The organism is Microbacterium sp. A94 (assembly GCF_051842855.1).
Lineage (GTDB): Bacteria > Actinomycetota > Actinomycetes > Actinomycetales > Microbacteriaceae > Microbacterium.
This window is the reverse complement of record NZ_JBPXMU010000002.1, coordinates 64,644-89,007: the sequence shown is the minus strand read 5'-3', so window position 1 is coordinate 89,007 and position 24,364 is coordinate 64,644. Positions and strand designations below refer to the sequence as shown.

22 protein-coding genes are annotated in these 24,364 nt (G+C 66.0%); 11 read left to right on the top strand and 11 right to left on the bottom strand.

Annotated features, from left to right (window positions below):
* Nucleotides 1-2 precede the first annotated feature (2 nt).
* Nucleotides 3-1,031, bottom strand: a complete 1,029-nt coding sequence (locus ACSU1L_RS06350; RefSeq protein ID WP_439255106.1) for a LacI family DNA-binding transcriptional regulator — start codon at nt 1,029-1,031, stop codon at nt 3-5.
* Between the two features lie 121 nt (nt 1,032-1,152).
* Between ACSU1L_RS06350 and ACSU1L_RS06345 the strand changes: the two genes are divergently transcribed.
* The 5 genes from ACSU1L_RS06345 to ACSU1L_RS06325 all read left to right on the top strand — a co-directional run bounded on the left by ACSU1L_RS06345 (nt 1,153) and on the right by ACSU1L_RS06325 (nt 6,130).
* The gene (locus ACSU1L_RS06345; protein WP_438253974.1) at nt 1,153-1,851 is read left to right on the top strand and encodes a GntR family transcriptional regulator; all 699 of its coding nucleotides are present in this window, start codon (nt 1,153-1,155) and stop codon (nt 1,849-1,851) included.
* Nucleotides 1,852-1,972: 121 nt separating this feature from the next.
* Nucleotides 1,973-2,953, top strand: a complete 981-nt coding sequence (locus tag ACSU1L_RS06340; RefSeq protein ID WP_439255105.1) for a sugar phosphate isomerase/epimerase family protein — start codon at nt 1,973-1,975, stop codon at nt 2,951-2,953.
* Nucleotides 2,950-4,716 (top strand): dihydroxyacetone kinase family protein, encoded by a 1,767-nt coding sequence (locus ACSU1L_RS06335; RefSeq protein ID WP_439255104.1) that lies wholly within the window; start codon nt 2,950-2,952, stop codon nt 4,714-4,716. The genes ACSU1L_RS06340 and ACSU1L_RS06335 overlap by 4 nt, the downstream gene beginning before the upstream one ends.
* Nucleotides 4,713-5,180 carry a ribose-5-phosphate isomerase gene (locus tag ACSU1L_RS06330; RefSeq protein ID WP_438253977.1) on the top strand — a complete coding sequence of 156 codons (468 nt, stop codon included), beginning with the start codon at nt 4,713-4,715 and terminating at the stop codon, nt 5,178-5,180. The genes ACSU1L_RS06335 and ACSU1L_RS06330 overlap by 4 nt, the downstream gene beginning before the upstream one ends.
* On the top strand, nt 5,177-6,130 hold the full coding sequence (locus tag ACSU1L_RS06325; protein WP_438253978.1) for a 3-hydroxyacyl-CoA dehydrogenase family protein: 954 nt from the start codon (nt 5,177-5,179) through the stop codon (nt 6,128-6,130). Before ACSU1L_RS06330 ends, ACSU1L_RS06325 begins: the two co-directional genes overlap by 4 nt.
* 93 nt (nt 6,131-6,223) lie before the next feature.
* Here the strand turns inward: ACSU1L_RS06325 and ACSU1L_RS06320 are convergent, their stop codons facing one another.
* The 3 genes from ACSU1L_RS06320 to ACSU1L_RS06310 all read right to left on the bottom strand — a co-directional run bounded on the left by ACSU1L_RS06320 (nt 6,224) and on the right by ACSU1L_RS06310 (nt 9,432).
* Nucleotides 6,224-7,558, bottom strand: coding sequence for an ABC transporter substrate-binding protein (locus ACSU1L_RS06320; RefSeq protein ID WP_439255103.1), 1,335 nt, complete (start codon nt 7,556-7,558; stop codon nt 6,224-6,226).
* A 66-nt stretch (nt 7,559-7,624) separates the two neighbouring features.
* Nucleotides 7,625-8,518, bottom strand: coding sequence for a carbohydrate ABC transporter permease (locus ACSU1L_RS06315; protein ID WP_438253980.1), 894 nt, complete (start codon nt 8,516-8,518; stop codon nt 7,625-7,627).
* Nucleotides 8,515-9,432: a carbohydrate ABC transporter permease gene (locus ACSU1L_RS06310; protein WP_438253981.1), complete on the bottom strand. Its 918-nt coding sequence runs from the start codon at nt 9,430-9,432 to the stop codon at nt 8,515-8,517. The genes ACSU1L_RS06315 and ACSU1L_RS06310 overlap by 4 nt, the downstream gene beginning before the upstream one ends.
* 145 nt (nt 9,433-9,577) lie before the next feature.
* On the opposite strand from ACSU1L_RS06310, the gene arfA reads away from it, so the two are divergent.
* The 6 genes from arfA to ACSU1L_RS06280 all read left to right on the top strand — a co-directional run bounded on the left by arfA (nt 9,578) and on the right by ACSU1L_RS06280 (nt 17,652).
* On the top strand, nt 9,578-11,089 hold the full coding sequence (arfA, locus tag ACSU1L_RS06305; protein WP_439255102.1) for an arabinosylfuranosidase ArfA: 1,512 nt from the start codon (nt 9,578-9,580) through the stop codon (nt 11,087-11,089).
* Between the two features lie 122 nt (nt 11,090-11,211).
* Nucleotides 11,212-12,327, top strand: a complete 1,116-nt coding sequence (locus ACSU1L_RS06300) for a LacI family DNA-binding transcriptional regulator (protein ID WP_439255101.1) — start codon at nt 11,212-11,214, stop codon at nt 12,325-12,327.
* A gap of 468 nt (nt 12,328-12,795) precedes the next feature.
* Nucleotides 12,796-13,515: an L-ribulose-5-phosphate 4-epimerase gene (locus ACSU1L_RS06295; RefSeq protein ID WP_439255100.1), complete on the top strand. Its 720-nt coding sequence runs from the start codon at nt 12,796-12,798 to the stop codon at nt 13,513-13,515.
* The gene (locus ACSU1L_RS06290) at nt 13,512-15,095 is read left to right on the top strand and encodes a xylulokinase (protein WP_439255099.1); all 1,584 of its coding nucleotides are present in this window, start codon (nt 13,512-13,514) and stop codon (nt 15,093-15,095) included. The genes ACSU1L_RS06295 and ACSU1L_RS06290 overlap by 4 nt, the downstream gene beginning before the upstream one ends.
* Before the next feature lie 86 nt (nt 15,096-15,181).
* On the top strand, nt 15,182-16,705 hold the full coding sequence (araA, locus tag ACSU1L_RS06285) for an L-arabinose isomerase (protein ID WP_439255098.1): 1,524 nt from the start codon (nt 15,182-15,184) through the stop codon (nt 16,703-16,705).
* Between the two features lie 23 nt (nt 16,706-16,728).
* Nucleotides 16,729-17,652 (top strand): aldose 1-epimerase family protein, encoded by a 924-nt coding sequence (locus ACSU1L_RS06280; protein WP_439255097.1) that lies wholly within the window; start codon nt 16,729-16,731, stop codon nt 17,650-17,652.
* A 90-nt stretch (nt 17,653-17,742) separates the two neighbouring features.
* On the opposite strand, the gene ACSU1L_RS06275 is transcribed toward ACSU1L_RS06280, so the two are convergent.
* The 7 genes from ACSU1L_RS06275 to ACSU1L_RS06245 all read right to left on the bottom strand — a co-directional run bounded on the left by ACSU1L_RS06275 (nt 17,743) and on the right by ACSU1L_RS06245 (nt 24,335).
* Nucleotides 17,743-18,321, bottom strand: coding sequence for an antibiotic biosynthesis monooxygenase (locus ACSU1L_RS06275; protein ID WP_439255096.1), 579 nt, complete (start codon nt 18,319-18,321; stop codon nt 17,743-17,745).
* A gap of 150 nt (nt 18,322-18,471) precedes the next feature.
* Nucleotides 18,472-19,449 carry an endonuclease domain-containing protein gene (locus tag ACSU1L_RS06270; RefSeq protein WP_439255095.1) on the bottom strand — a complete coding sequence of 326 codons (978 nt, stop codon included), beginning with the start codon at nt 19,447-19,449 and terminating at the stop codon, nt 18,472-18,474.
* Nucleotides 19,450-19,582: 133 nt separating this feature from the next.
* On the bottom strand, nt 19,583-20,635 hold the full coding sequence (locus ACSU1L_RS06265; RefSeq protein WP_438253998.1) for a branched-chain amino acid ABC transporter permease: 1,053 nt from the start codon (nt 20,633-20,635) through the stop codon (nt 19,583-19,585).
* Nucleotides 20,632-21,510 carry a branched-chain amino acid ABC transporter permease gene (locus ACSU1L_RS06260; RefSeq protein ID WP_438253999.1) on the bottom strand — a complete coding sequence of 293 codons (879 nt, stop codon included), beginning with the start codon at nt 21,508-21,510 and terminating at the stop codon, nt 20,632-20,634. Before ACSU1L_RS06260 ends, ACSU1L_RS06265 begins: the two co-directional genes overlap by 4 nt.
* Nucleotide 21,511: 1 nt before the next feature.
* A complete protein-coding gene (locus ACSU1L_RS06255) occupies nt 21,512-22,219 on the bottom strand; it encodes an ABC transporter ATP-binding protein (RefSeq protein WP_438254000.1) in 708 nt (235 codons plus the stop codon).
* Nucleotides 22,216-22,983: an ABC transporter ATP-binding protein gene (locus ACSU1L_RS06250; protein ID WP_439255094.1), complete on the bottom strand. Its 768-nt coding sequence runs from the start codon at nt 22,981-22,983 to the stop codon at nt 22,216-22,218. Before ACSU1L_RS06250 ends, ACSU1L_RS06255 begins: the two co-directional genes overlap by 4 nt.
* Nucleotides 22,984-23,042: 59 nt before the next feature.
* Nucleotides 23,043-24,335: an ABC transporter substrate-binding protein gene (locus ACSU1L_RS06245; RefSeq protein ID WP_439255093.1), complete on the bottom strand. Its 1,293-nt coding sequence runs from the start codon at nt 24,333-24,335 to the stop codon at nt 23,043-23,045.
* Between the last annotated feature and the right edge of the window lie 29 nt (nt 24,336-24,364).

Sequence of the window (24,364 nt, the reverse complement as noted above, 5' to 3'; positions counted from 1 at the left end):
TCCTATCCAGTTCCCGGGAAGCCGGTGGATTCGCGACGGACGATGCGGAAGTCGGGCTTGACGGTGCGAGGAGGGCGTCGAGATCCCTTCTCGGCGATGCGCTCGATGAGCAGATCCACCGCGGTAGCCGCGATCTGCTCACTGCCCACATCCACGCTTGACATGGACGGGAGGGAGAACCTGGCCTCATCGATATTGTCGAAGCCGATGACCGCGACATCCTCGGGGATACGGAGTCGCGCCTCGCCGAGCGCTCGGAGCGCGCCCAGCCCCAACGTGTCGTTGAGGGCGAAGACCGCGTCGAACGACGTGCCCTCTTCGATCAGTTCACGGATCATGGAAGCTCCGGCGGAGTGGTTCCAGTGGGGGCTGCTGCGGATCAGAGACTGATCGACCTCAATGCCGGCGCCCTCGAGCGCAAGGACGTAACCGTCCAAGCGCAGACTCGCCGAGCTGACCTCGTCGCCGCGCTCCGCTTCAGCACCGATAACGGCGATTCTGCGGCGTCCGATGTCGAGGAGATGCTCCACCGCGGCGCGCGCCGACGACGTGTTGTGCATGGCGACATGGTCTGTCGGGCCGTTGAAGATCCGCTCTCCCAACAGAACCAGCGGAAAATCGGTGCTCAGCGATTTCACGTCATTCTGGCCCAGGGTGAACGGGCTGAACAGCAGGCCGTCCGTCAGGCGCAGACGCCCGCCGGCGACGACTTGCAGCTCGCGCTCGCGATCGCCGCTGGTCTGTTCGACAACAACGCCGAGGCCCCGGGCATCCGCGGCCCGAATGATTGCGTCCGCGAGCTCGGCGAAATAGTTCTCCCGAAGTGCGGGCACCGCGAGGCCGATGACGCCGGTTCGTCCCGAGCGAAGCCCTCGGGCTGAGAGGTTCGGGCGATAGTCCAGCTCGGCGATGGCCGCGAGTACTCGATCGCGCGTATCGGGACGGACATGCGGATGATCGTTGATGACGTTCGATACGGTCTTGATCGAAACGCTCGCCAGGCGCGCGACGTCATGCATCGTCGAGCCCATTAAGCCACCCATCGTCCTGCCCCGCGCTCGGTGCGTCGCGTTCCCCATACTTTAGCTGGCACCTGCTCCCGCGCCCCGCCATGTCACCCGGCCCCTGGCGCGCGCCGCGTATGATGGCGCAATGCCGACCGAGCTTTCTCGACCTGATCGGCCAGCGCGGATCAGTCCTCGGCTGGTGGTGGATGACGTCCACGATCAACTGCTGCGTCTCATCATCGACGGGCATATGGAGCCAGAATCGCCGTTGAGCATTGACGCGCTGGCTCGTGATTTCGGTGTCTCCAGCAGCCCGGTTCGCGAGGCGCTGGCCCGTCTGGAATCGACCGGCCTCATTCAACGACTTGCATTGCGCGGATACCGTGTTGCGCCGGCCCTTGAGGCGCATGAGCTCGCCGAGCTCATGGATGCGCGCCTGTTTCTGGAACCGGCCGCCGCCGCCGCAACTGCTGAACGGGAAGGGCGCGCACCGCTGCTCGAGCAGCTGGACGCGACGCTGAGCACGCTAGCCGCAGATCAAGCGGGCGAGCAGTTCGAATCCTTCCGTGCGTACTACGAAGCGGACCGTGAGTTCCACCGGGCCATCGTTGCGGGAACCGACAATCGTTTCCTGCTGCATGCCTACGACGCCCTGGGGGGACACGTCCAGCGTTTCCGCCTCTTCTCCGGCAGGGGCGTCACCGACGCCGATGCGACAGTGGCTGAGCATCGTGCGATCAGGGACGCGATCGCCGCGGGTGACTCCGCCGCAGCCGAGGCGGCCATGCGCGCGCATCTCACCGGTGTTCGCGAGCGCTCGCTCGCCGAAATCGCTGTGGACTGACCGCGCGAGAGCCACCTGACTGACTCTCGTTCGCTTCGCTCGGGCTGAGACTCGTGAGCCCCATTGGTGAACCTTTTTCGTGTATCGTGCACGATACCGGATTCGATGGAGTTGATGGACGATGGCACTCACTGCCGACACCTGGCCGATTGCGGCGGCAATGCTGCCGTTTCCCACGAGCATGCCTCCGGGAGGAAATGACGACGCGCTTCGTGCCGAGTGGTCGCGCGCACTCGGCGAAGTGGCGGATGCCGGATTCGACAGTGTCGATCTGACTGACTCCTGGGTGCGCTGTGGCGATCTTGGGCCCGCGCATCTCGCCCTGCTTCAGGAAGTTCTCGACGAGCACGACCTGCGTGCGATCTCGCTGTCGGCCATCCGTCGTTCCGTGATCGATGCGGCGCACGGCGACGATAACCTCGCCTACAGCCACCGCACGCTGGAGGCCGCGGCGCAGCTCGGCATCGGGGTGGTTTCCTTCGGCCTGCATCAAGCCTTGACCGACGAGCAGCGCCGGGCGCTGTGGTTCTGGACGGCGCGCGGTCATGAGGATCGGATCGACGACGTAGAGGCCCGGGCGCTCGCCGTGCGACGATTCCGGGAGCTCGGCGCGCATGCCGAGGAACTGGGGCTGCTTGTCTCGCTGGAGATGTACGAGCACACCTATCTCAGTACGGCTGCTTCGGCGGTGCGTCTCGTGGAGGAGATCGACAACCGTGCGGTCGGGCTCAATCCCGACATCGGCAATCTGATCCGCCTGCACGAACCCATCGAGGACTGGCGGGAGATGCTCACCGCGACGCTGCCCTATACGAACTTCTGGCACGTCAAGAACTACCTGCGCGATGAGGACCCCGCCTCGGGCGTCGTGACGACATTTCCGGCCTCGCTGGAATCGGGGCTGATCGACTACCGCTGGGCGATGCGCGAAGCGGTCGCCGCCGGATTTCAGGGCATCATCTGCGTCGAGCACTACGGCGGTGACGGATTGAGCGTCAGTGCGACGAATCGCGAATATCTGCGCAGCAGGGCTCTGCCCAGACGTGAGTATGCGCTGGGGAGCAGCCGCGTGGAACAGCAGACGGACCAGGTGCGCCGATGACGAAGATCATCACAGACCCGGATGTCTTCGTCGCTGAGTCCCTCGACGGGCTCGTGTTAGCGCATTCCGATATCCTCCGGCGCGTGGACGGCGGCGTCGCGCGTGCCCAGGCTCTTCCTGCCGGACAGGTCGCGGTCGTTGTTGGCGGCGGCTCCGGTCACTATCCCGGCTTCGCCGGGGCGGTGGGTGAGGGGTTCGCCGCTGCAGCGGTGTGCGGCAACATCTTCTCCTCGCCGTCCACAGCGCAGGCCATCCGCGTGGCGGACGAGGTGGAGGCAGGCGGAGGCATCCTCTTCTCTTATGGGAACTACGCCGGTGACGTGATCCACTTCGGTGAGGCCGAACGCCGGCTCCGCACCCGGGGCGTGGACGTGCGCACCGTGCTGGTGACGGACGACATCGCAAGCGCACCGGCGGAGCACGTCGATCAGCGGCGGGGCATCGCCGGAGATCTCTGCGTCTTCCGCATCGCGGGGGCATCCGCATCCCGAGGTGATGCGATCGACGAGGTCGAGCGCCTCGCACTGGCGGCGAACGCGAGAACGCGGACGCTGGGCGTCGCGTTCTCCGGGTGCACCCTGCCCGGAGCCACCGAGCCGCTGTTCCGGGTACCGGAGGGGATGATGTCCATCGGTCTCGGCATCCATGGTGAACCGGGCATCCGTGACGTCCCCCTCGAGACAGCCGATCGCCTCGCTCTGACGTTGCTGCACCCCCTTCTCGAAGAGCGACCGCACGGCGCCTCGGATCGCGTGGCGCTCCTGGTGAACGGCCTCGGGGCGGTGACGCAGGAGGAATTGTTCGTCCTCTTCCGGCACGTATATGAGGAACTCGTCCGTCACGGTCTCACGGTGGTGGCGCCGCTGTGCGGCGACCTGGTGACGAGTCTGGACATGGGCGGTGTCTCGGTCACGCTGATGTGGCTGGACGATGAGCTCGAAGAGCTCTGGTGCAGTCCAGCACGAACGGCCGCGCTCGTTCGCGGCAATCCGGTGCGGCAGCCTTCCGTGCTCCCCGCTCCGGGGGAAAGCGGGCGCCGGGCGCCCACGGAGAGCCCGGCACTCGCGGGGAGAGATGCCGAACCGTCCGCCCCGAGGCGCTCGGCGAGCGCGGAGTCGGTGCGTGCGGCGACGGTCGCGCGGGATCTGCTCGGCGCTGCGAGGGACGCGATCGCCGTCGAGGCCGATGCACTGGGCGCACTCGATGCCATCGCCGGCGACGGCGATCACGGAGTCGGGATGCTGAGAGGGCTGGAAGCGACGTGCACCGCAGTCGAGCGGGTCGTGCCGGAGGCGGGCATCGGCGAACTGCTGGAGGCCGCCGGCGACGCCTGGGCCGATCGGGCCGGCGGTACTTCCGGTGCTCTCTGGGGAGCGGCGCTCGCCGAGTTCGGTGCTGTGCTCGAGCGCTCCCCGACCATCGATGGCGCAGCTGTCGCAGAAGCCGTGATGCGGGCACGCGAACGCCTGGTCCAACTCGGCGGCGCGGAACCGGGCGACAAGACGATGCTCGATGCCCTGCTGCCCTTCGAACAGGCGCTGAAAAGCGCGATCGAGTCGGGCGCCGATCTCATCGACGCGCTGGCGGCCGGAGCGTTTGAGGCCGAACGTGCGGCCGACGCTACCGCGGCCCTTTCCCCGAAGCGCGGCCGCGCGCGTCCCCTCGCCGAGCGCAGCATCGGGCACCCCGATCCGGGGGCGGTCTCGTTCGCAGTAATCGTGCGCACGACGCATTCCGTGATGGTTGAAAGGAACCGGACATGAACAGATGGCGCATCATCATCGGCGCGGATGACGCCGGCTACGTGCTCAAGCAGATGCTGCGGGAGATGCTCGAGGCTGACGAGCGTGTCGAGTCGATCATCGACATCGGCGTGGATGCTTCGGGCACCACCCCCTATCCGCGCATCGCCGCAGAAGCCGCTCGCCGCGTCGTTGACGCCGAGGCAGATCGGGCGCTGCTGGTCTGCGGCACGGGGCTGGGCATGGCGATCACTGCCAACAAGGTCGCCGGAATCCGGGCCGTCACCGCTCACGATGCGTATTCGGTGGAGCGCTCCGTACTCAGCAACAACGCTCAGGTTCTGACGTTGGGGGCACGTGTCATCGGCGCGGAACTGGCCAAGAAGCTCATCGACGAGTGGCTGGATCTCCGGTTTGATCCGGAATCCGGCTCAGCGGCGAAAGTGGCACTCATCAGTGATATCGAGAAAGAGGAAGCAGAATGAGTGAACGTGTTGCCGTCGTCGGCTCGGGATATATGGGTGGTGGTATCGCCCAAGTGATCGCGCTCTCCGGTCGGGATGTGGTGCTCGCGGATGTGTCCGCGGAGCAGGCAGCCCGCAGCCACGAGCGGATCGTGCGCGAGGCGGAGAAGTTCGAACACGACGGACTGTTCCCTGTCGGAGCGGCAGAGATCATCGCGCAGCGCGTGCGGCCGGCAGCATCCATCGAGGATGCCGTCGCCAATGCCGACCTGATCGAGGAGGCTGTGCCGGAGGTTCTCGAGATCAAGCATGAGACTCTGCGTCGCATCAGTACGGCCGCGTCGCCCGACGCCCTGATCGGGAGCAACACCTCGACGATCTCGATCGCCGCCCTCGCGGAAGCCGTCGTGCTGCCAGAGCGTTTTCTCGGCATCCATTTCAGCAATCCCGCCACCTTCATTCCGGGGGTGGAGGTCATCCCGCATGCGGGGACCGATCGTTCGCGAGTGGATCAGGCCATCACGTTGCTCGAGGAGTGTGGCAAACAGGGTGTCGAGGTCCCCGACGTCACCGGTTTCGTGCTCAACCGGCTGCAGTACGCGCTGTTCACCGAAGCGGCGCGCCTTGTGGAGGAGCAGGTCGCATCGCCCGAGGCGATCGATACCATCGCCCGGACGACGTTCGGTTACCGGCTGCCGTTCTTCGGCCCATTCGCGATCGCAGACATCGCCGGGCTCGACGTCTACGAGTTCTGCTACGGCTCGCTCGGTAGTGCATACCCGGATCGGTTCGCCGAGCCGGAGGTGCTGCGCACGAGGGTCGCCCAGGGCGATCTCGGTGTGAAGAGTGGGCGCGGGTTCCTCGCAACTCCGCCCGAGCGCTCTGCCGAGCTGGTCGCCTATCGGGACCGGGCTTATGCCGCCATGGCGGAGCTATTGGAGCGGCTCGGACCGGCCCCGGTCGACTACTGAAGCGGAGTCGACTACTGAAGCGGAGTCGACTACTGAAGCGGAGAACGTTGAGGGCCTGAGCCCGGTGCAATACCGGACTCAGGCCCTTTGGGGTTACTGGCCCAGCTCGTTCAGCACGGTTGCCTGCGCCTGCTCGAGGGCTTCTTCAGCTGGGGTGCCGCTCTCATAGATCTCGTTGAGAGTGACCGTCCGGAACTGATTGTCCACGGTGGGCAGGTTCTCGTTGGAGAACGACTGGAAGTGGCCGATGCCGTCCTTCACCGAGTTCAGCACGTCGAACAGGTTCGTCTGGAAGTACTGGTTGAACTTGTTGTCGGGGTTGTGCGTGACCGCTTCGTCCTCCCAGACCGACATGTTGACCGGATCGAAGCCGAGAACCTCCCACACGGCCACGTTGGCGTCGAGGGACAGCTTCGTGAAGGCGAGGAACTCGCTGGCGAGTTCCTTGTTCTCGCTGGCCGCCATCACCGAGGTGCCGGTGCCGCCGCCACCGATCGTGAGGACTTCGGCGCCCTCGATCTGCGGTGCGGGAGCGATCGCGATCTTGCCGGCCAGCTCGGGCATGTAGTCGACATAGCGCGAGGTGTACCACGCCGGGTAGACGATGGCCGCGTAGTCGCCGTTGTTGATAGCGCCGAAGGCCTCCTCGCTGTCCGGGCTGCCGCCGGGGATCGTCGAGATCGCGCCCGATTCCTTCATGTCCTGGAACATCTGCATCGTCTCGACGACCTCGGGACTGGTCAGCGCAGGTGCGCCGAGCCCGTCATCGTCGAAGAGCTGTCCGCCGTTCTGAGCGATCGCCAGTGGCTCGGTGAAGTAGACGCCCGTGCTTGCAACGCTGAAGGCCTTGTCCGTCGCCTGGTTGTACTCGGTTCCCGCTGTCGCGAAGTCATCCCAGGTCTTGATCGTCGTGTAGTCGATGCCGGCGCTCTCGAGCAGCTCGGTGTTGTAGAACGCGACGAAGGCGCCGACGTGCGTCGGGTAGCCATAGATCTTGCCGTCTCGGCTGTACAGATCGAGCCGGGCCTGCACCACGTCATCGGCGTAGGGGGCGGCGGCCTCGGTCAGATCGGCGAGCGGCGGGTTGCTGCCCTTGACGAAGTTCGCGAACTTGCCGACTTCGATGTCGGCGAGATCGGGCAGTCCCTGGTTCGAGTTCACCGCGAGCAGGAGCTTGTCGTGCATGTCCTGGTACGGGTAGACCGTGAGGTTGAGATCGATCGCCTTATCGGGGTTCTCCTCGTTCCACTTCTCGGCCATCTCCTCGTAGACCTGGCCGTGGAGTTCGGCGAACACCCACATGTCTAGTGTGGTGGTGCCGTCGGCGCCTTCGCCGCCGCCCGATTGGTCGTCGCTCGTGCAGCTGGATAGAGCTCCGACTGCCAGCCCCGCCGCGATCGTTGCGGTCAGAATCCTTCGGATTCGCATGATATTGCTCCTGACTGTGTGTGTTGGGGTACTGCGGATAAAGGGGGAGGAAGGATGCTGCTGAGATCAGCCCTTCACCGAGCCGGCAGTCATGCCTGCGACGAAGAAGCGCTGGAAGGCGAGGAAGAGGATCAGGATCGGGATGAGGGAGAAGAACGAGCCGATGATCAGCAGCTCGTAGTTGTTTCCGTGCGGGGTCAGCAGGGTGTTGAGGCCAATGGGAAGCAGGAACTTCTCGGGCGAGCGCAGCACGAGAAGCGGCCAGAGGAAGTTGTTCCAGATGGTCATGCCGTTCAGGATCGCCATGGCGGCGAAAGCGGGCTTGGCGATGGGGACGATGAGACGGAAGAAGATGCCGAACTCCGAGACGCCGTCCACGCGACCGGCCTCGAGGATCTCCTTGGGCACACCCAGGAAGTACTGGCGGAAGAAGAAGATCGTCACCGCCTGCGCGAGGAACGGCAGCACGACGATCCAATACTGGTCCGCTGCGCCGATGTCATTGACCTGCACGTAGAGCGGCAGCATGAGCATCTCGAAGGGGATGGTCATCAGGATGATCACGAGGATGAAACCCAGGCTCTTGCCGCGGAACTCGTACATCGCGAATCCATAGGCGACGAACGAACTCACCAGCAGCGTGCCGGCCACCTGGATGACGGTCAGCACCAGGCTGTTCCAGAACCACTGGAAGTACATCCCGGAGTCTGTGAAGAGCATCGTGTAGTTATCGAGGCTCAGTTCGGAGAAGTCGATCGAGAACGAGATGCCGTTGCGGATGACATCGTTGCCGTCCTGGAAGGTGCCGACGAAAATCCCGAGCACGGGCACCAGCGAGATCAGTGCGATCACGATCAGGAAGGCGCTCTGGATGAGCGTGGCCGTCCTGCGGGTCATGCGTGGCCGCGAGGCGTTGGCGCTGGAGGTGCGATCGGATCTCGTCGCTGTCTGCTGAGTCATCGCGTCGATTCCTTCTTGAACGTTCCCGTGGCGGTGAGCTGAGTGAGGTTGATCGCCAGGACCAGCACCAGGAGTACGACACCGACAGCGGAAGCGAAGCCGAGGTCGTTCTCCTGGATGCCCTTTCGGTAGAGGTAGCCGACGATTGTGAGGCCCTGATTGTTCGGGGAGTTGTTGCCGGCGTAGAGCATGAAACTCTCCAGGAACATCGCCAGCCCTCCGTACACGCTGATGGTGGTGACGTAGACGATCGTGGGCTTGAGGCCCGGAAGCGTCACGTGGAAGAACTGCTGGATCTTGCTGGCACCGTCGATCGATGCTGCTTCGTAGTAGTCGGTGGGGATGGCCTGCATTCCAGCGAGGAAGTACATCGTGTTGACGCCCGCCCAGCGCCACAGGGCAAGAAGTAGCAGCGCAGCTAAGCCGGTGAGGTCCTCCCGGAGCCAGCGCACCGGGCCGAACCCGAGGAACTCGACGATCTGGTTCATCAGTCCCGAGTCGGTCTCAGCGAACATCAGCCGGAACACGATGCCGGCCACGACCACCGATGTCAGAGCCGGCACGAACAGTGACGACTTGAAGAAGTTCTTGATCCGGCCGTTACCCACCCGGGAGTTGATGACGGCTGCGAGCATCATCGGGATCGGAACGAGGATCACGAGTGTCAGCACCATGTAGCGGATGCTGTTAAACATGGCCTTCCAGAAGACCTGGTCGCGCCAGAGCCGGTCGTAGTTCGCGGTGCCGATGAATGTCGCCTGCCCGTACAGAACTTCCTGGAAGCTCATGATCACCGATCGTCCGACCGGAACCAGCCAGAAAATGAGCAGCGTCAACAGGAACGGCAGGATGAAGAGGTACGGCGCGAGCCGCTGGCTGTAGAGCAGCTTCTTCATGCGATTTGTCTCGGTCATGGCAGTTTCTTCCTCGAACTATGCCTCTGGGACTGCAGTTGTCCGCCCCTCGGTTGAGAAGGCTATACTCCGGAGAGAGAATTTACAACGTTGTATTCCAACGTTGTATTTCAACGTTGTACTTCAGGAGCCAGAGGAGCAGAGCATGCCGGCAGCGCATCTGACCATCGACCCGCACTTCGTCACGGGACGCATTCACCGCAGGTTGTTCGGCGGCTTCGTCGAGCACCTCGGTCGGCACGTCTACGACGGCATCTACGAACCGGGTCACGAGACGGCGGATGCCGAGGGCTTCCGGCAGGACGTGATCGCGCTCGTCCGCGAACTCGGAGTCTCCACGATCCGCTACCCGGGTGGAAACTTCGTCTCCGGGTTCCGCTGGGAAGACTCAGTCGGGCCGCGGGAGCAGCGTCCGCGCCGACTGGATCTGGCCTGGCACTCCACTGAGACGAACGAGGTCGGACTGCATGAGTTCTCCTCGTGGCTGGAGAAGGTGGGCAGCGACCTCATGCTCGCGGTCAACCTGGGTACGCGGGGCACGCTGGAGGCACTCGACCTGCTCGAATACACCAACATTCCCGGGGGCACCGAGCTCAGTGAGCGCCGCCGGGCCAATGGACGTGACGAGCCCTTCGCCGTGGAAATGTGGTGCCTCGGCAATGAGATGGACGGGCCCTGGCAGCTGGGGCACCGTTCGGCCGACGACTACGGCAAGCTCGCCGCGCAGACGGCGAAGGGGATGCGTCAGATCGACCCCGACGTCACTCTCGTGGTGTGTGGTTCCTCCGGAGCTCACATGCCGACCTTCGGTGAGTGGGAGCGCGTGGTGCTCAGCCACACCTACGACGATGTCGACTACATCTCCTGCCACGCGTACTACGAAGAGAAGGACGGCGATATCGACTCCTTCCTCGCCTCGGGCGTCGATATGGATCGCTTCATCGAATCGGTCGTCGCGACAGCCGATCACGTCGGTGCCGTGCGCGGCAGCTCGAAGCGGATCGACATATCCTTCGACGAGTGGAACGTCTGGTACATCGACCGCTACCACGGTGTCGACAAGATCAGGGGAATCGAGAACTGGCCGGTGGCGCCGCGGATCCTCGAGGACAGCTACTCGGTGCTGGATGCCGTCGTCTTCGGTGGTCTGATGATCTCGCTGCTCAAGCACGCCGATCGTGTCACCAGCGCCTCGCTTGCTCAGCTCGTGAATGTGATCGCGCCGATCATGACCGAACCGGGTGGTCCCGCTTGGCGGCAGGCCACGTTCTTCCCGTTCTCGATCACCTCGCGCCTGGCGCAGGGCGAATCGCTCGAGCTCAAGCTCGACTCGCCGACGTACGAGACAGCGCGTTTCGGCGAGGTTCCGCTGGTGGATGCCGTGGCAACCCACGATGCCGAGGCCGGTCGCTCCGCGGTGTTCCTCGTGAACCGCAGCACGACGGATCCGATCACGGTCACAGTCGATGTCGCCCGGCTCGGCGACGTCTCGGTGCTCGAGGCTCACACTCTGAGCGACTCCGACATCTACGCCAAGAACACCCTCGAGGAGCGCGATCGCGTCGCTCCGCACGCGAACGACACAGCATCGCTCGCAGCCGGTGTCCTCACGGTCGTTCTTCCTCCCGTCTCGTGGAGCGCGATCGCGCTGGGGTGAGCTAGGCCCCTGTTCGGGGGTTCGTTCGACAAGCGCAAGTTGCTGCATCTGAGCGTCGAATCGAGCCATTTGCGCTTGTCGAACGTCAGATTGTGGGACTGGAGCGCCGTACAGTGGTCGGCGTGAGCGAGTTGAGCGAGTTGAGCGCGGGCGCAGCCCGAACCATCGGCGTCCGGGACGTGGCGGCGCTCGCCGGTGTTTCCCGGCAGACCGTCTCGCGCGTGCTGAATGACCACCCAGAGGTTGCCGCAGGCACGAAAGCTCGCGTGCGCCAGGCGATGGTCGACCTCGGCTACCGCATGAACAACGCTGCCAGGGCGCTGGGCACTCGGCGCTCGCACACGCTCGGCGTCCTCGCCTCGGACGCTCTGCAGTACGGCCCCTCCCGCAGCATCGCCGCTATCGAGGCATCCGCTCGCGACGCCGGATACTGGGTGAGCGCGGCCTTCGCCGACTCGGGGGATGCCGTCGCGGTCGTCGCGGCCGTCGACCATCTCGTCGCGCAGGGGGTCGAAGGAATCGTCGTCGTCGCACCGCACGCGCGGACGCTGCGTACCCTGGACGAGTTAAGCATCGGCATTCCCGTGCTCACCCTGCACTCGGCGGGGCGAGGCTCGGCCGGATTGTCCGTTGACCAGGCGGCTGGCGCGCGGCTCGCCGTCGCAGCGCTGGCGGATGCCGGCCACACCCGCATTGCGCATCTCGCCGGGCCCGCCGACTGGCTCGAAGCGGAATCCAGGGCGAACGGATTCGCTGCTGAGCTCGCGGCGAGAGGACTGCCGGCCGGACCCGTGATCGCGGGGGACTGGACCGCACGATCGGGATACGAGGCGGCTGCTGTGGTGCGGGAGGCCGACGTCACTGCGGTTTTTACGGCGAACGACCAGATGGCGCTCGGACTGATCACCGGGCTGCGCGAAGCGGGCGTGGCCGTGCCGGGCGACATCAGCATCGTCGGCTTCGATGATGTCCCGGATGCGGCGTTCTACTGGCCACAGCTGACTACGGTTCGTCAGGATTTCGAAGAACTCGCGCGACGCGTGGTTGCCGCACTCACCGGTGGGGTGGCCTGTGCGGCGGGTGCCCAGGATGCCGCCGGTGCGACGAATGCCGCCGGTGCGACGGACGCCGCGACAGCAGCGGCATCATCCCCGGCATCCGCGTCCATGCTCGCGCCGGTCGAGCCGGTGCTCGTCGAGCGCCATTCTGTCGCGGCCCCACCGGTTCCACGCGCATAACTCCTGAAAAATCCCGCCGAATCCCGACCGGGCCCCGCGGGACCCGCATATTTCCGGCGAGCCCAGGCGACAGTGCCACCAAAGTTCAGGAGTTGTGCGCGAGCGCGTCCATGCTCGCGCCGGTCGAGCCGGTGCTCGTCGAGCGCCATTCCGTCGCGGCCCCACCTGTTTCCCGCGCATAACTCCTGAAAAATCCCGCCGAATCCCGACCGGGCCCCGCAGGACCCGCATGTTTCCGGCGAGCCCAGGCGGCAGTGCCACCGAAGTTCAGGAGTTGTGCGCGAGGACGAGAGGAGTTGTGCGCGAGGACGAGCCGAGTTGTGCGCGAGGACGCGCCGAGTTGTACGCGATCACGCAGGAGTTGTGCGCGAGCACGCGCGGAGACGGGAGGCTTGACCCGCACCTGGCGCCGTGATTTCATAGACCGTGACCGGTCACGGTGGCCGTCTGCAATCCAACGAGGTTCCCGTGAGCAACGAAGCCCCCGCCTTCGGCCCCGAGGTCGAAGCATCCATTGCCGCCGTCCGCGCAGACGTCGCCCGCCTGCACAGTGAGCTGGTCCGAAACGGTCTGGTGGTCTGGACCGGTGGCAACATCTCGGGCCGCGTTCCCGGCGCGGACCTGTTCGTCATCAAGCCCTCGGGCGTCAGTTACGACGACCTCACTCCTGAGAACATGATCCTCTGCGATCTCGACGGCAATGTCGTCCCCGGCAGTGCTGGCAGCGACCGCTCTCCCTCGAGCGACACGGCCGCCCACGCCTACGTCTACCGCAACATGCCCGCCGTCGGCGGCGTTGTGCACACCCACTCCACCTTCGCCGTCGCCTGGGCCGCTCGCGGCGAGGAGATCCCCTGCGTGATCACAGCGATGGCGGATGAGTTCGGCGGCCCGATCCCGGTCGGTCCGTTCGCGATCATCGGCGACGACTCGATCGGACGCGGCATCGTCGAGACGCTCACCGGACACCGCTCCCGCGCGGTGCTCATGCAGAACCACGGTCCCTTCACGATCGGAACCGACGCGAAGGATGCCGTGAAGGCAGCCGTCATGGTCGAAGACGTCGCCCGCACCGTGCACTACGCCCGTGAAGCAGGTGCTCTCATCCCGATTCCGCAGGAAGCCATCGACAGTCTCTACAACCGCTACCAGAATGTGTACGGTCAGTCGACGGACAACCGCCGATGAGCGCCCGCGACGATATCGCCGCAGGTCGCACGAGCCTCGGCATCGAACTCGGATCCACCCGCATCAAGGCCTGTCTGATCGGGCCGGACGCCACCGAAGTGCTCGCCACTGGATCATTCTCGTGGGAGAACAGCCTCGAAGACGGCCTGTGGACTTACGCCCTGGAAGACGTCTGGCAGGGGTTGCGGAGCGCCTACGCCGATCTCGTCGATGATGCCGAGACACGTCACGGTGTGCGCCCCGATACCTTCGGTGCCATCGGGATTTCGGCGATGATGCACGGGTACCTCGGCTTCGATCAAGCCGGCGAGCTGCTCGTGCCGTTCCGCACCTGGCGCAACACCAACACCACTGTCGCGGCTGCGGAGCTCACCGAGCTGTTGGGCGTCAACATCCCGCTGCGCTGGTCGATCGCGCATCTGCATCAGGCCGTCGTCGACGCTGAACCGCACGTGCCGAACCTCGACTTCGTTACGACGCTTGCCGGGTATGTGCACTGGCGCCTCACCGGCGAGAGAGTGCTCGGTGTGGGAGACGCGTCCGGGATGTTCCCGATCGACTCCGCCACCTGCGATTACGACGCGCGGATGCTGGATGCCTACGACGCGCTCGCCGCAGACCGCCTCCCGGCGCCGGTGACGAGCCTGTTCCCGCGGGTGCTGGCAGCCGGTGAGGATGCCGGATCGCTTACCGCTGAAGGGGCGACGCTGCTGGATCCGGCCGGAGCGCTCGGCGCCGGCATCCCGCTGTGTCCGCCGGAGGGCGATGCCGGCACCGGCATGGTCGCGACGAACTCCGTCGCACCGCGCACCGGCAACGTCTCAGCCGGCACGAGCATCTTCGCGATGGTCGTGCTCGAGCATCCGCTGGAAAAGGTGCACCACGAACTGGACCTCGTCACCACCCCCGCCGGAGACGGCGTCGCCATGGTCCACTGCAATAACGGCGCCAGCGAACTGGCCGCGTGGGTGGGACTGTTCTCGCAGTTCTCGGCGGCCGCCGGCCAGCCGGTCGACAGCGACGCCGCCTTCGAGGCTCTCTTCCGTGAAGCGCTGAAGGGCGAAGCGGATGCCGGTGGCCTGATCGCCTACAACCATCTGGCCGGCGAGCCGATCGCTGGTCTGATCGAGGGGCGGCCGCTGTTTGTACGCACACCCGACAGCGATTTCACCCTGGCCAACTTCATGCGCGCCCAGCTTTACGGCGTGTTCGGGACCCTCGCGCTCGGGATGAAAGTGCTTGAATCCGAAGGAGCGCAGCTCGACCGGATGTTCGCGCACGGTGGCATGTTCCGCACCGCCGGTGTCGCGCAGCGATTCCTCGCCGGAGCCCTGGATGCTCCGGTCGCGGTCGGCGAACTCGCATCCGAAGGCGGGGCCTGGGGGATCGCCGTGCTGGCGTCATACCTGTCTCATGCCGATTCCTCGGACCTCGGCACCTATCTCGATGAGCAGGTGTTTGCCGCGGCATCCATCTCCACCGTCGATCCGGATCCTGCCGACGTCGCCGGGTTCGCTTCCTACCTTGACCGCTACCGCGCTGGCCTCGCCGTCGAGGCCGCTGCGGTCGAATCGCTATAACCCCGTTCCGGTCGCACTTCATGCGGTTATTTCGCTCTCAGAGCGACACGAACTGCGACCGGAGCTGAGAAGAGAAGGACACGCTCATGACCCGCACGCCGCTCAATACCTCTCTCGACGCCTACGAGGTCTGGTTCCTCACCGGTAGCCAGCACCTGTACGGACCCGAGACGCTCGCCCAGGTCGCCGAGCAGTCACAGGAGATCGCTCGTCTGCTCGATGAGGCCGGCGATGTCCCGGTGAAGATCGTCTGGAAGCCGGTCCTCACCGACAGTGAGGCCATCCGCCGCACCGCGCTCGAAGCCAACGCCGACGACCGCGTCATCGGCCTCATCGCCTGGATGCACACCTTCAGCCCCGCGAAGATGTGGATTGCCGGGCTCGATGCGCTCAAGAAGCCGCTCGCCCACCTGCACACCCAGGCCAACGTAGAACTGCCCTGGGCGGACATCGACTTCGACTTCATGAACCTCAACCAGGCCGCCCACGGCGACCGTGAGTTCGGTTACATCCAGACGCGGCTCGGTGTGCCGCGCAAGACCATCGTCGGCCACGCCAGCGACCCGCGCGTACAGCGGGAGCTCGGCACCTGGCAGCGCGCAGCGGCCGGACTCGCGGCATCCCGCTCGCTGAAACTTGCCCGTTTCGGTGACAATATGCGCTTCGTCGCCGTCACCGAGGGCGACAAGACCGAGGCAGAGCTGCGCTTCGGCGTGCAGGTCAACACCTGGGGCGTGAACGAACTGGCGGATGCTGTGGATGCGGCATCCGAGTCCGAAATCGACGCGCTCGTTGCCGAGTATGAGGAGCTGTACGAAGTCGCGCCTGAGCTGCGGCGCGGGGGAGCCCGGAACCAGTCGCTGCGTGACGGCGCCGCGATCGAGATCGGTCTGCGCTCCTTCCTTGAGGAGGGCGGATTCGGCGCATTCACAACGTCGTTCGAAGACCTGGGATCCCTGAAGCAGCTTCCGGGTCTCGCCGTGCAACGTCTGATGGCCGAGGGCTACGGCTTCGGCGCCGAGGGCGACTGGAAGACCGCGGTGCTCGTGCGCATCGCGAACGTGATGGGTGCCGGGCTCCCCGGTGGTGCGAGCCTCATGGAGGACTACACCTACGACATGACACCCGGCGACGAGCTCATCCTCGGCGCGCACATGCTCGAGGTTTCGCCGTCGCTGACCTCGGCGAAGCCGACACTGGAGATCCACCCGCTTGGCATCGGCGGCAAGGATGACCCGGTGCGTCTGGTCTTCACTGCCGACGCGGGGCCGGCGATTGTTGTCGCGATGAGCGATATGCGCGACCGCTTCCGTCTGACCGCGAACGTCGTCGAGAACGTCGCGCCGCGCGCGTCGCTGCCCAACCTGCCCGTGGGGCGAGCAGTGTGGAAGCCGCAGCCGGACTTCAATACCAGTGCCGCTGCCTGGCTGACGGCCGGCGCGGCCCACCACACGGTGATGTCGACGGCGGTGGGCCTGGAAGCCTTCCGCGATTTCGCCGAGATGGCGGAGGTCGAACTGCTCGTGATCGACGATGACACCACGCTGCCGGAGTTCCAGAAGCAGGTGCGCTGGAACCAGGCGTACTACCGTCTCGCACAGGGCCTGTGAGCGGGGCGGCTATCGTCGAATACATGAACGATTCTTCCCCGGCATCCGGTCGTCAGCTACGCATCTCAGCGCACGGATATGAGGCGGTCATCGCCAGCGTCGGTGCTTCATTGCGGATGCTCACCCACGAGGGCCGCGACCTCGTCGTGCCCTTCGATGCGGATGAGGTGCGCCCCGCGTACCGAGGTGCGACGCTCGCGCCGTGGCCGAATCGAATCGTCGATGGTCGGTACACGTTCGGCGGTAGCGCGCATCAGTTGCCGCTCACGGAGCCTGCCCGCGGGCACGCTCTTCATGGTCTCGTGGCCTGGGCGGAGTTCACCGACCGCGATGTCTCGGATGAGCGGGTCGTGCTCGCCGCTGTGATCGAGCCGCAGAGCGGGTACCCGTTCCGTGTCGAAGTCACTGTCGAGTTCCGCCTGGGCGCGGACGGTCTGACCCAGACGGTCACGGGACGCAATCTCGGAACGGGTGCTGCGCCCTGGGGAACCGGCCCGCACCCGTACCTGGTGGGTGGCGCCGGCCGCGTCGATGACTGGACGCTCACCCTTCCGGCATCCGAGGTTCTCACGGTCACGTCCGACCGGTTGAGCCCGGTGGCGGTGGAACAGGTCGAGCGGCATCCGGAGTGGGATTTCCGCGAGGCACGCGCGATCGATGATGTGTTCATCGACCACGCGTTCACCGAGCTCTCACGCGTCGACGGTGCCGCCGAGGTGCGCGTCGTGGCAGCGGACGGGCGCGGGGTGGCGCTGAGCTGGGATGAGAGCTGCCCCTGGGTGCAGGTGCACACGGCCGATCTTCCCGCGGATGCGGAGAACCATCGGATCGGCCTCGCCGTGGAGCCGATGACCTGCCCGCCCGATGCCTTCAACTCCGGCGTGGACCTGGTTGTTCTGGAGCCCGGCGCGGAGGCTGCGGCATCCTGGCGGTTCACGGCGATCTGACCGCTGCCTCGCCGCTCGCGTTCGACAAGCGCAAATGGCTCTATTCCGGCGTCGGATGCAACCATTTGCGCCTGTTGAACGCCGCCGCGCTCAGCGGGCGAGCCAGCTGCGCAGAGCGCGGGTGACCCAGGGGAGGACCCAGTAGGTCATGATCGGCGTCAGCACGAGCGTCGTCACGAGCACGCGCAGCCAGAGGGGGAGTTCGCCCCATCCGGGTACCGGCGTCATCGCGAGGCTGAACAGCAGATTGACCGGGAAGAAGCCCAGCCAGATCGTCACAGCCTGCTTCCACCGGGCTGGAGCTGGCGAGACACTCTCGACGGTGGCGGTATCCGGAAGATTGATCGCCCCGGTCGGCGGCTCGTCGAACCAGCCCTCGATTCCGGTGCGGCGTCTGGAGCGCTCACTGCGGATGAAGTCCTGACCCATCGACAGCCACCAGGTCCGCTCGGGTGACTGCTCCCAGGCCTCGAGCGTCTCGGTGCTGGCGAAGCGGTAGAGCATGTGCCAGACCTGGGAATCGTCGCCAGCGCGCACCCACCCTGAGCCGAGGAAACCGGGGTACTTGTGGGCGAGGTTCACTCCGGTCTGCACCCAGGTCGTCGCCTCGGAGATGTGTGCAGGATCGACCTCGCGGCGGATTGAAACGGTGATGGGTGCGCTGGACATGGGTGGCCCCTCGGGAAGAAGTTGCTTGTGGCGACCCCGAGTGTACGTGGGCTATGTTTCGCGTCCGTTTCCGACCGCCCGAGTTTCGACAAGCGCAAATGGCTCGGTCTGGATGCCGGGTGCAGCCATTTGCGCTTGTTGAACGCCGCATCAACGGCCGAGCGCCGCCGAAACACGACGGACCAGGTCGGCAGGGCGCCTCAGCAGCGGTGCGGTCACCTCGATGACGGTCCAGCCCGCGGCGCGGAGGGCAGCCAAGCGCTCGACGTCTTCTGCCCAGCGCTGGCCATGCAGCATCCCGAGATATTCGACCGCTACCTTCTCGCCGGGGTAGGCCATGTCAACGCAGCCGAGGAACACTCCTGACTCGTCGAACACGTCGATGTTGAGCTCGGGCTCCGGCAATCCTGCAGCGACCAGGATGCAGCGCACGCGCGTCTCGCGCGGGGACCAGGAATCTTCCCGTATCGACTCGAGCGCTTCGCGAAGACGCGCGGCGCCACGTCGCCGGCCGGCATCCAAGGCTGCTCTGAGCGCATCGCGCGTGGCCAGGGGTGGCCGGCCGGTGTCGGGCCTGCCGTACCCCGAGCGCCACTCGCGGCAGAAGTAGTCGCCCAGCGCGATCAGATCGATAAGCGGCAGCGTTCCGAGCATCGCCCAGGTCGAGGCGGGGGAGGAAACCCGGAGCCCGTCGTGCTCGATCACAGAGGTGAGGCTGAGTAGCGTGCGATGGCCGGTGGCGCCTTTCGCCCGAGGGAACGGCACATGGCCGCGGGCGGTGATGTGCAGCGCGAGGTCCTCGTCGGCCATCACCATGTCATCGTCAGCGAACTCCAGCGGCAGTGGCCCGCCCCAAATCGATACGGCGGTTTGATGGCTGTAGAAGTGTCCGAAGTGCAGCTGCGGTGCATAAAGGCGAGCGCGGGCGACGCGTGCTCGCCGTTGCCGTTCGTACGGGTCGGCCAGTGCCAGGCCGGGGTCTCCGGCATTCGGTGTCGCCCGCACGCCGTGGAAGGGACTCTCCAGATCGGTGCCGCGCAACCGCCCGCGGCCCACGCCGCTGGCCTTCGCGATGCGCACCGAGAACGCGCCGTCGAACTCGTCTGGAAGTGGCTGTCGTCGTCCCATAGTGCACACGGTGCCACAGCTCCCGTCGATGCCGTCGGAGTTGTCCACAGCCCCGGTTCGAATCGCTCAAAGTGCTCTATCTCGGCGGAAATGGAGCACTTTGCGCGATTCGAACGGGGGAGGGGAGGAGGGGCTACCGGCGACCGGGCAGCCGATCCACCAGCGACGCAAGCGCGCCGCGCAGCAGACCGACGAGTCCGAACGGGATGAAGAACGCGAACAGGATCAGCACGATGCCGTAGGCGGCGCCGGTCGCGGCAGGACTGATGCTCGAGGTGAACGTCGGCACGTACTGGATGAAGATCGCCCCCAGCACCGCGCCCGGCACGGTCGCGAGCCCGCCGACGACGATCAGCGTGATGAAGGAGATCGACATCGTGAGCCCGAAGTTCTCAGGACCTACGAACTCCAGCAGCATCGCATACAGGCCGCCGGCGACACCGGCGAAGGCTGCGGATGCCGCGAACAACCGTGTCTTGGTCTGCCACACGTCCACGCCCAGGGTCTCCGCGACGAGTTCGGCATCGCGCACGGCGATGAACGAGCGGCCGAGTCGGCCGCGGCCGAGGCGACGGGTGACGAGATAGGCGACGGCGACGATCACGAGCGCGAGGTAGTAGACCCACTGATCGTGCGCGAGAGGGATCCAGGCTGGCGCATCCCCATCGATCGCGATGCCGCGACTGCCGTGCGTGAACGGCTCGAAGGCGCGGATCGCCGCAGGCGTCGCCATCGCCATCGCCAGCGTCACAAGTCCCAACTGCAGCCCTTTCAGCCGCAGCGCCGGCAGGCCGATGACGTAGCCGACGGCGAAGGGCAGGGCGCCGGCGATCACGAGCGTGAGCGGGTGCGCCCACCCCGCCTCGCCGGCGACGGCCACCGAATACGCACCGATCGCGAAGAACGCCGAGTGCCCGAGGGAGATCTGTCCGCCGAAGCCGACCAGCAGGTTGAGCCCCAGCCCGACGATTGTCCAGATCATCACGAGCGTGACGGTGAGGTTGATGTAGCTCGGGTTCACCAGCGGCACGATCGCGAGCGCGATGAGCAGCAGGGCCGTCAGCACGATCAGTAGCGGACGGGGCAGGTTCAGCGGCGGGCGCGGGCGGCGCAGCCACTCGCCGACCGAGGTGCGCTGCGTCTTCGCGGCCAGCAGATTGCGGATGGGGGAGGTCACCACGCTCATGCGCGCACCAGCTCTCGTCGTCCGAACATTCCTTGTGGCCGCACCAGCAGCACGACCACGATGATCAGCAGCGCCACGACCTGCTTCAGCTCTGCGCCGATGACGGGGATGTATGTTCCGGCCAGATTCTCGATCACGCCGACCGTGACCCCGCCGAGGAGGGCGCCGAGCGGCGAGTCCAGACCTCCGAGGGTCGCTGCGGCGAAGGCGTAGATGAGCACCGGCGCCATCATCCCGGGATGCAGGAACAGTTCGGGCGCGATGAGCGTGCCTGCCAGTGCGCCGACCGCGCCGGCGATGGCCCAGCCGATCGACATGGTGCGCCCGGTGGAGATGCCGCTGAGCTCTGCGGATTCCGGCGCCGACACTGCCGCCCGCATCCGCAGTCCGACCCGGGTGCGGCCGAGCAGCAGCGCCAGCGCGATCGCCGCGATGCTCACGCAGACGACGATCCCGACATCCTGACGAGAAAGCGAAACGGCACCGATCGAGAAGGAGCCGGACCCGAACAGGGCTGGCACCTCTTTGGTCTGATAGGTCCAGACCCAGCCGATCAGCGCGTTCAGCGCGATCATGAGTCCGAGGCTGACGATGATCAGAGCCAGGTGCTGGTGTCGTCTGACGAGCGGACGGAACATCACCCGCTCGATCCCTGCCGAGAACGCGGCGAGAGCGAGCATCGAGATGATGAGCGCGACCCAGATCGGCATCCCCCAGGCGGTGAGCTGCCAGGAGACGTAGGCACCGAGGAGGGCCATCTCGCCCTGCGCGAAGTTCAGCGTGCGCGATGCCCGGTAGACGAGCACGATCGCCAGGGCGAGCGTGCCGTAGATCGCACCGGTGGCGATGCCGTCGACGAGTTGCTGCAGGAACATCTCACACTCCCAGATACGCGCGGCGCACGTTGTCGTCGTTCTGCAGATCGGATGCCGCGCCGCGCAGCGTCACCTCACCGCTCTCGATCACCAGGGCTTCCTCGGCGATCTCGAGGGCGAGCTTGGCGTTCTGCTCGACCACCAGCAGTGCCGTGCCGCGCTCGTGCGAGAGCTCGTCGAGCGTGGCGAACAGCTCGGTCGTGATCTTCGGCGCGAGCCCCAACGAGGGTTCGTCGAGCAGTACCAGTCGCGGATCGGCCATGAAGGCGCGGGCGATCGCGAGCAGTTGCTGCTCGCCGCCGCTGAGTCCGGATGCTGGCCTCGCGCTGCGCTCGCCGAGACGCGGGAACCTGTCCAGCCAGCGGTCGGCGTCGGCCGCGGCATCCCGGGCCCTGCGCATCGTGGCGCCGGCCAGCAGGTTCTCGCGCACGGTGAGGTCGCCGAAGGTCCCTCGCCCCTGCGGGACATGGGCGATGCCGGCGGCGGCGACGCGGTACGGAGGGAGACCGGCGAGCTCGCGTCCGTCGAATCGGATCGAGCCCTCCATCCGGCACATCCCTGAGAGTGTGCGCAGGGTGGTCGTCTTGCCGGCTCCGTTCGCGCCCAGGATGACGAGGCGCCCGCCATCGGGAACCTCGAAGCGGATATCGCGGAGGATCGTCACCGGACCGTACCCGGCCGCATCGATCTCGACGCTCAGCAGGCTCATGCGACGCTCCCCAGATAGGCGGCGACGACCTCCGGGTCACGCGCAACGGTCTGCGGGTCGCCTTCGGCGATGAGGCGGCCGAAGTTCAGCACCACGACCCGGTCGCAGACGCTGGTCACCAGGCCCATGTGGTGCTCGACGAGCAGGATCGCCGTGCCGCGCTCGGTCGCCAGACGCCGGAGCGTCTCGCCCAGTTCGTGTACCTCGCTGTGGATCAGACCGTTCGCCGGTTCGTCGATGAGCAGCAGTCGCGGGGCGCTCAGCAGGGCCCTCGCGAGCTCGACGCGTTTGAGTGTGCCGAACGGCAATGCTGCGACGACCCGGTCCGCGACGGCGGAGAGCCCGAGCTCATCAAGCAGCGCATCGGCCCCGGCACGCAGCGCTCGCTCGGTTTCGGCGATGCGCGGGAGCGCGAGGGCAGTTGCCCAGAAGCCCCCGCGAGTGGTGTGGTATCCGCCGGCGAGCACGTTCTCGCGTACCGTCTGCGACGGCAGGAGCCCGAGATTCTGGAAAGTGCGACTCACCCCCAAACCGCTGATACGGTGCCGGGGCATGCGCGTCACCTCCGTGCCCGCGACTCTGATGCTGCCGCTCTGCGGGCGGTAGAGCCCGCCGATGCAGTTGAACAGGCTGGTCTTCCCAGCACCGTTGGGACCGATCAGTCCCACGACTTCGCCGTCGGAAACTTGGAAGCTCGGACCATCCAGAGCCTGCAGTCCGCCGAACGAGAGTCGGACGTCGCGCACATCGAGCAGCGCGTCCATGTCACCTCCCAGGTGGAGTCGGTGGGTCCCCGTTCCCGTTCGGGGGCCCACCGGCATCGTCAGTCGACCGTGTAAGTGTCCTCGGTGAGATCCCAGTTGTCGCCGTTGAAGATCTGGATGCTCAGCTCGCGGAACGCGAACGGGTAGTCCGCGGTGGTCGTGATGCTTACCGGCGAGAGGTCGAGTTCGACGGCGTCGAATGAGGATGCCGATTCGAGCAGCGCTTCTCGCGTGCAGTCCTCCAGGCCCAGAAGCGCCGCCTCGAGCAGCTGCGCGGTCTGGTAACCGGCAGCAGCCGGGGCGGACAGTGCGTTGACCTCATCGGGGTGAGCGGCGGCGAACTCTGTCCAGGCATCGAAGCCGGCGTCTCCGGCGAGTGACGCATCGGTGATGTCCTTCGTGTACGCGATCGACAGGACGCCATCGGCAGCTCCGGGGCCAGCGGGCTTGAGGAAGAATGTCGCGTCGGCGGCGGGTGCGTTGATCACAGTCGTCGCATCCCAGCCGAGTTCGAGCTTCTTCTTCAGTGACTGGGTGGCGAAGGCGCCGACGGCCCAGTTCAGGAACACGTCCGCACCGGATGCTGCAAGGTTCGTGACTTGGCTGTCGACGGTCGCCGAGGTGAGCTCGTAGGGCTCTGCGGCCACGATCTCGATGTCGGTGCCTTCGAAAGCGGTCTCGAAGCCGGCCCGGATGCTCTCGCCGAAGTCGTCGTTCTGATAGAGGATCGCAGCCTTCGCTCCCGGGTGGTTCTCGATGAGGTACTCCGAGAGCGCCTTCACCTCGAAGCCGTACTGGGGCATGAAGCCGGTGGTCAGCGAGGGCTGCTCCTCGTGGAGAGTGAGGATCGCGTCGGACCCCGTTCCGGTGAACAGGTTCGGCACGCCCTGTTCCTCGACGTACGGGGCGACGCTGATGGCCGCGCCCGTGCCGAGGACGCCGGCGAGCGCGAAGACCTCGCTCTGCTCAACGAGAGTGCGCACGTTCGTCGCAGTCTTCGCCGGGTCGTAGCCGTCGTCGATGATCTCGATCGTCACCTCACGCTTGTTGCCGTCGGCGAACTCGAGACCGCCTGCGGCGTTGATGTCGTCGAAGTAGGCCTTCATCGTCTGCGCGATGGCGCCGTAGGTGGCGGCGGGACCGGAAAGCGGGATGCTGGTGCCGATCGTCACCGTGGTGTCGGTGAAGCCGGGGCTGCAAGCGGCCCAGGCTGCTGCGCCGTCGGCCGGGGCCGTGTCGGCGGTGGCGTCGTCGCCTCGTCCGGCGCATCCGGACAGGATGAGGCCCGCGGCCAGGGTGCCGACGAGAGCGATCGGTAGCGCGCGGTTTCGGGTGCTGCGCAGTGTGGACATCATTCCTCCTCGAATGATCAGGTGCTGGT

What these genes read in the sequence shown, in the direction of transcription:
- ACSU1L_RS06350 (WP_439255106.1), bottom strand. Translation starts at nt 1,031, where the DNA reads ATGGGCTCGACGATGCATGACGTCGCGCGCCTGGCGAGCGTTTCGATC.
- ACSU1L_RS06345 (WP_438253974.1), top strand. Translation starts at nt 1,153, where the DNA reads ATGCCGACCGAGCTTTCTCGACCTGATCGGCCAGCGCGGATCAGTCCT.
- ACSU1L_RS06340 (WP_439255105.1), top strand. Translation starts at nt 1,973, where the DNA reads ATGGCACTCACTGCCGACACCTGGCCGATTGCGGCGGCAATGCTGCCG.
- ACSU1L_RS06335 (WP_439255104.1), top strand. Translation starts at nt 2,950, where the DNA reads ATGACGAAGATCATCACAGACCCGGATGTCTTCGTCGCTGAGTCCCTC.
- ACSU1L_RS06330 (WP_438253977.1), top strand. Translation starts at nt 4,713, where the DNA reads ATGAACAGATGGCGCATCATCATCGGCGCGGATGACGCCGGCTACGTG.
- ACSU1L_RS06325 (WP_438253978.1), top strand. Translation starts at nt 5,177, where the DNA reads ATGAGTGAACGTGTTGCCGTCGTCGGCTCGGGATATATGGGTGGTGGT.
- ACSU1L_RS06320 (WP_439255103.1), bottom strand. Translation starts at nt 7,558, where the DNA reads ATGCGAATCCGAAGGATTCTGACCGCAACGATCGCGGCGGGGCTGGCA.
- ACSU1L_RS06315 (WP_438253980.1), bottom strand. Translation starts at nt 8,518, where the DNA reads ATGACTCAGCAGACAGCGACGAGATCCGATCGCACCTCCAGCGCCAAC.
- ACSU1L_RS06310 (WP_438253981.1), bottom strand. Translation starts at nt 9,432, where the DNA reads ATGACCGAGACAAATCGCATGAAGAAGCTGCTCTACAGCCAGCGGCTC.
- arfA (WP_439255102.1), top strand. Translation starts at nt 9,578, where the DNA reads ATGCCGGCAGCGCATCTGACCATCGACCCGCACTTCGTCACGGGACGC.
- ACSU1L_RS06290 (WP_439255099.1), top strand. Translation starts at nt 13,512, where the DNA reads ATGAGCGCCCGCGACGATATCGCCGCAGGTCGCACGAGCCTCGGCATC.
- araA (WP_439255098.1), top strand. Translation starts at nt 15,182, where the DNA reads ATGACCCGCACGCCGCTCAATACCTCTCTCGACGCCTACGAGGTCTGG.
- ACSU1L_RS06280 (WP_439255097.1), top strand. Translation starts at nt 16,729, where the DNA reads ATGAACGATTCTTCCCCGGCATCCGGTCGTCAGCTACGCATCTCAGCG.
- ACSU1L_RS06275 (WP_439255096.1), bottom strand. Translation starts at nt 18,321, where the DNA reads ATGTCCAGCGCACCCATCACCGTTTCAATCCGCCGCGAGGTCGATCCT.
- ACSU1L_RS06270 (WP_439255095.1), bottom strand. Translation starts at nt 19,449, where the DNA reads ATGGGACGACGACAGCCACTTCCAGACGAGTTCGACGGCGCGTTCTCG.
- ACSU1L_RS06265 (WP_438253998.1), bottom strand. Translation starts at nt 20,635, where the DNA reads ATGAGCGTGGTGACCTCCCCCATCCGCAATCTGCTGGCCGCGAAGACG.
- ACSU1L_RS06260 (WP_438253999.1), bottom strand. Translation starts at nt 21,510, where the DNA reads ATGTTCCTGCAGCAACTCGTCGACGGCATCGCCACCGGTGCGATCTAC.
- ACSU1L_RS06255 (WP_438254000.1), bottom strand. Translation starts at nt 22,219, where the DNA reads ATGAGCCTGCTGAGCGTCGAGATCGATGCGGCCGGGTACGGTCCGGTG.
- ACSU1L_RS06250 (WP_439255094.1), bottom strand. Translation starts at nt 22,983, where the DNA reads ATGGACGCGCTGCTCGATGTGCGCGACGTCCGACTCTCGTTCGGCGGA.
- ACSU1L_RS06245 (WP_439255093.1), bottom strand. Translation starts at nt 24,335, where the DNA reads ATGTCCACACTGCGCAGCACCCGAAACCGCGCGCTACCGATCGCTCTC.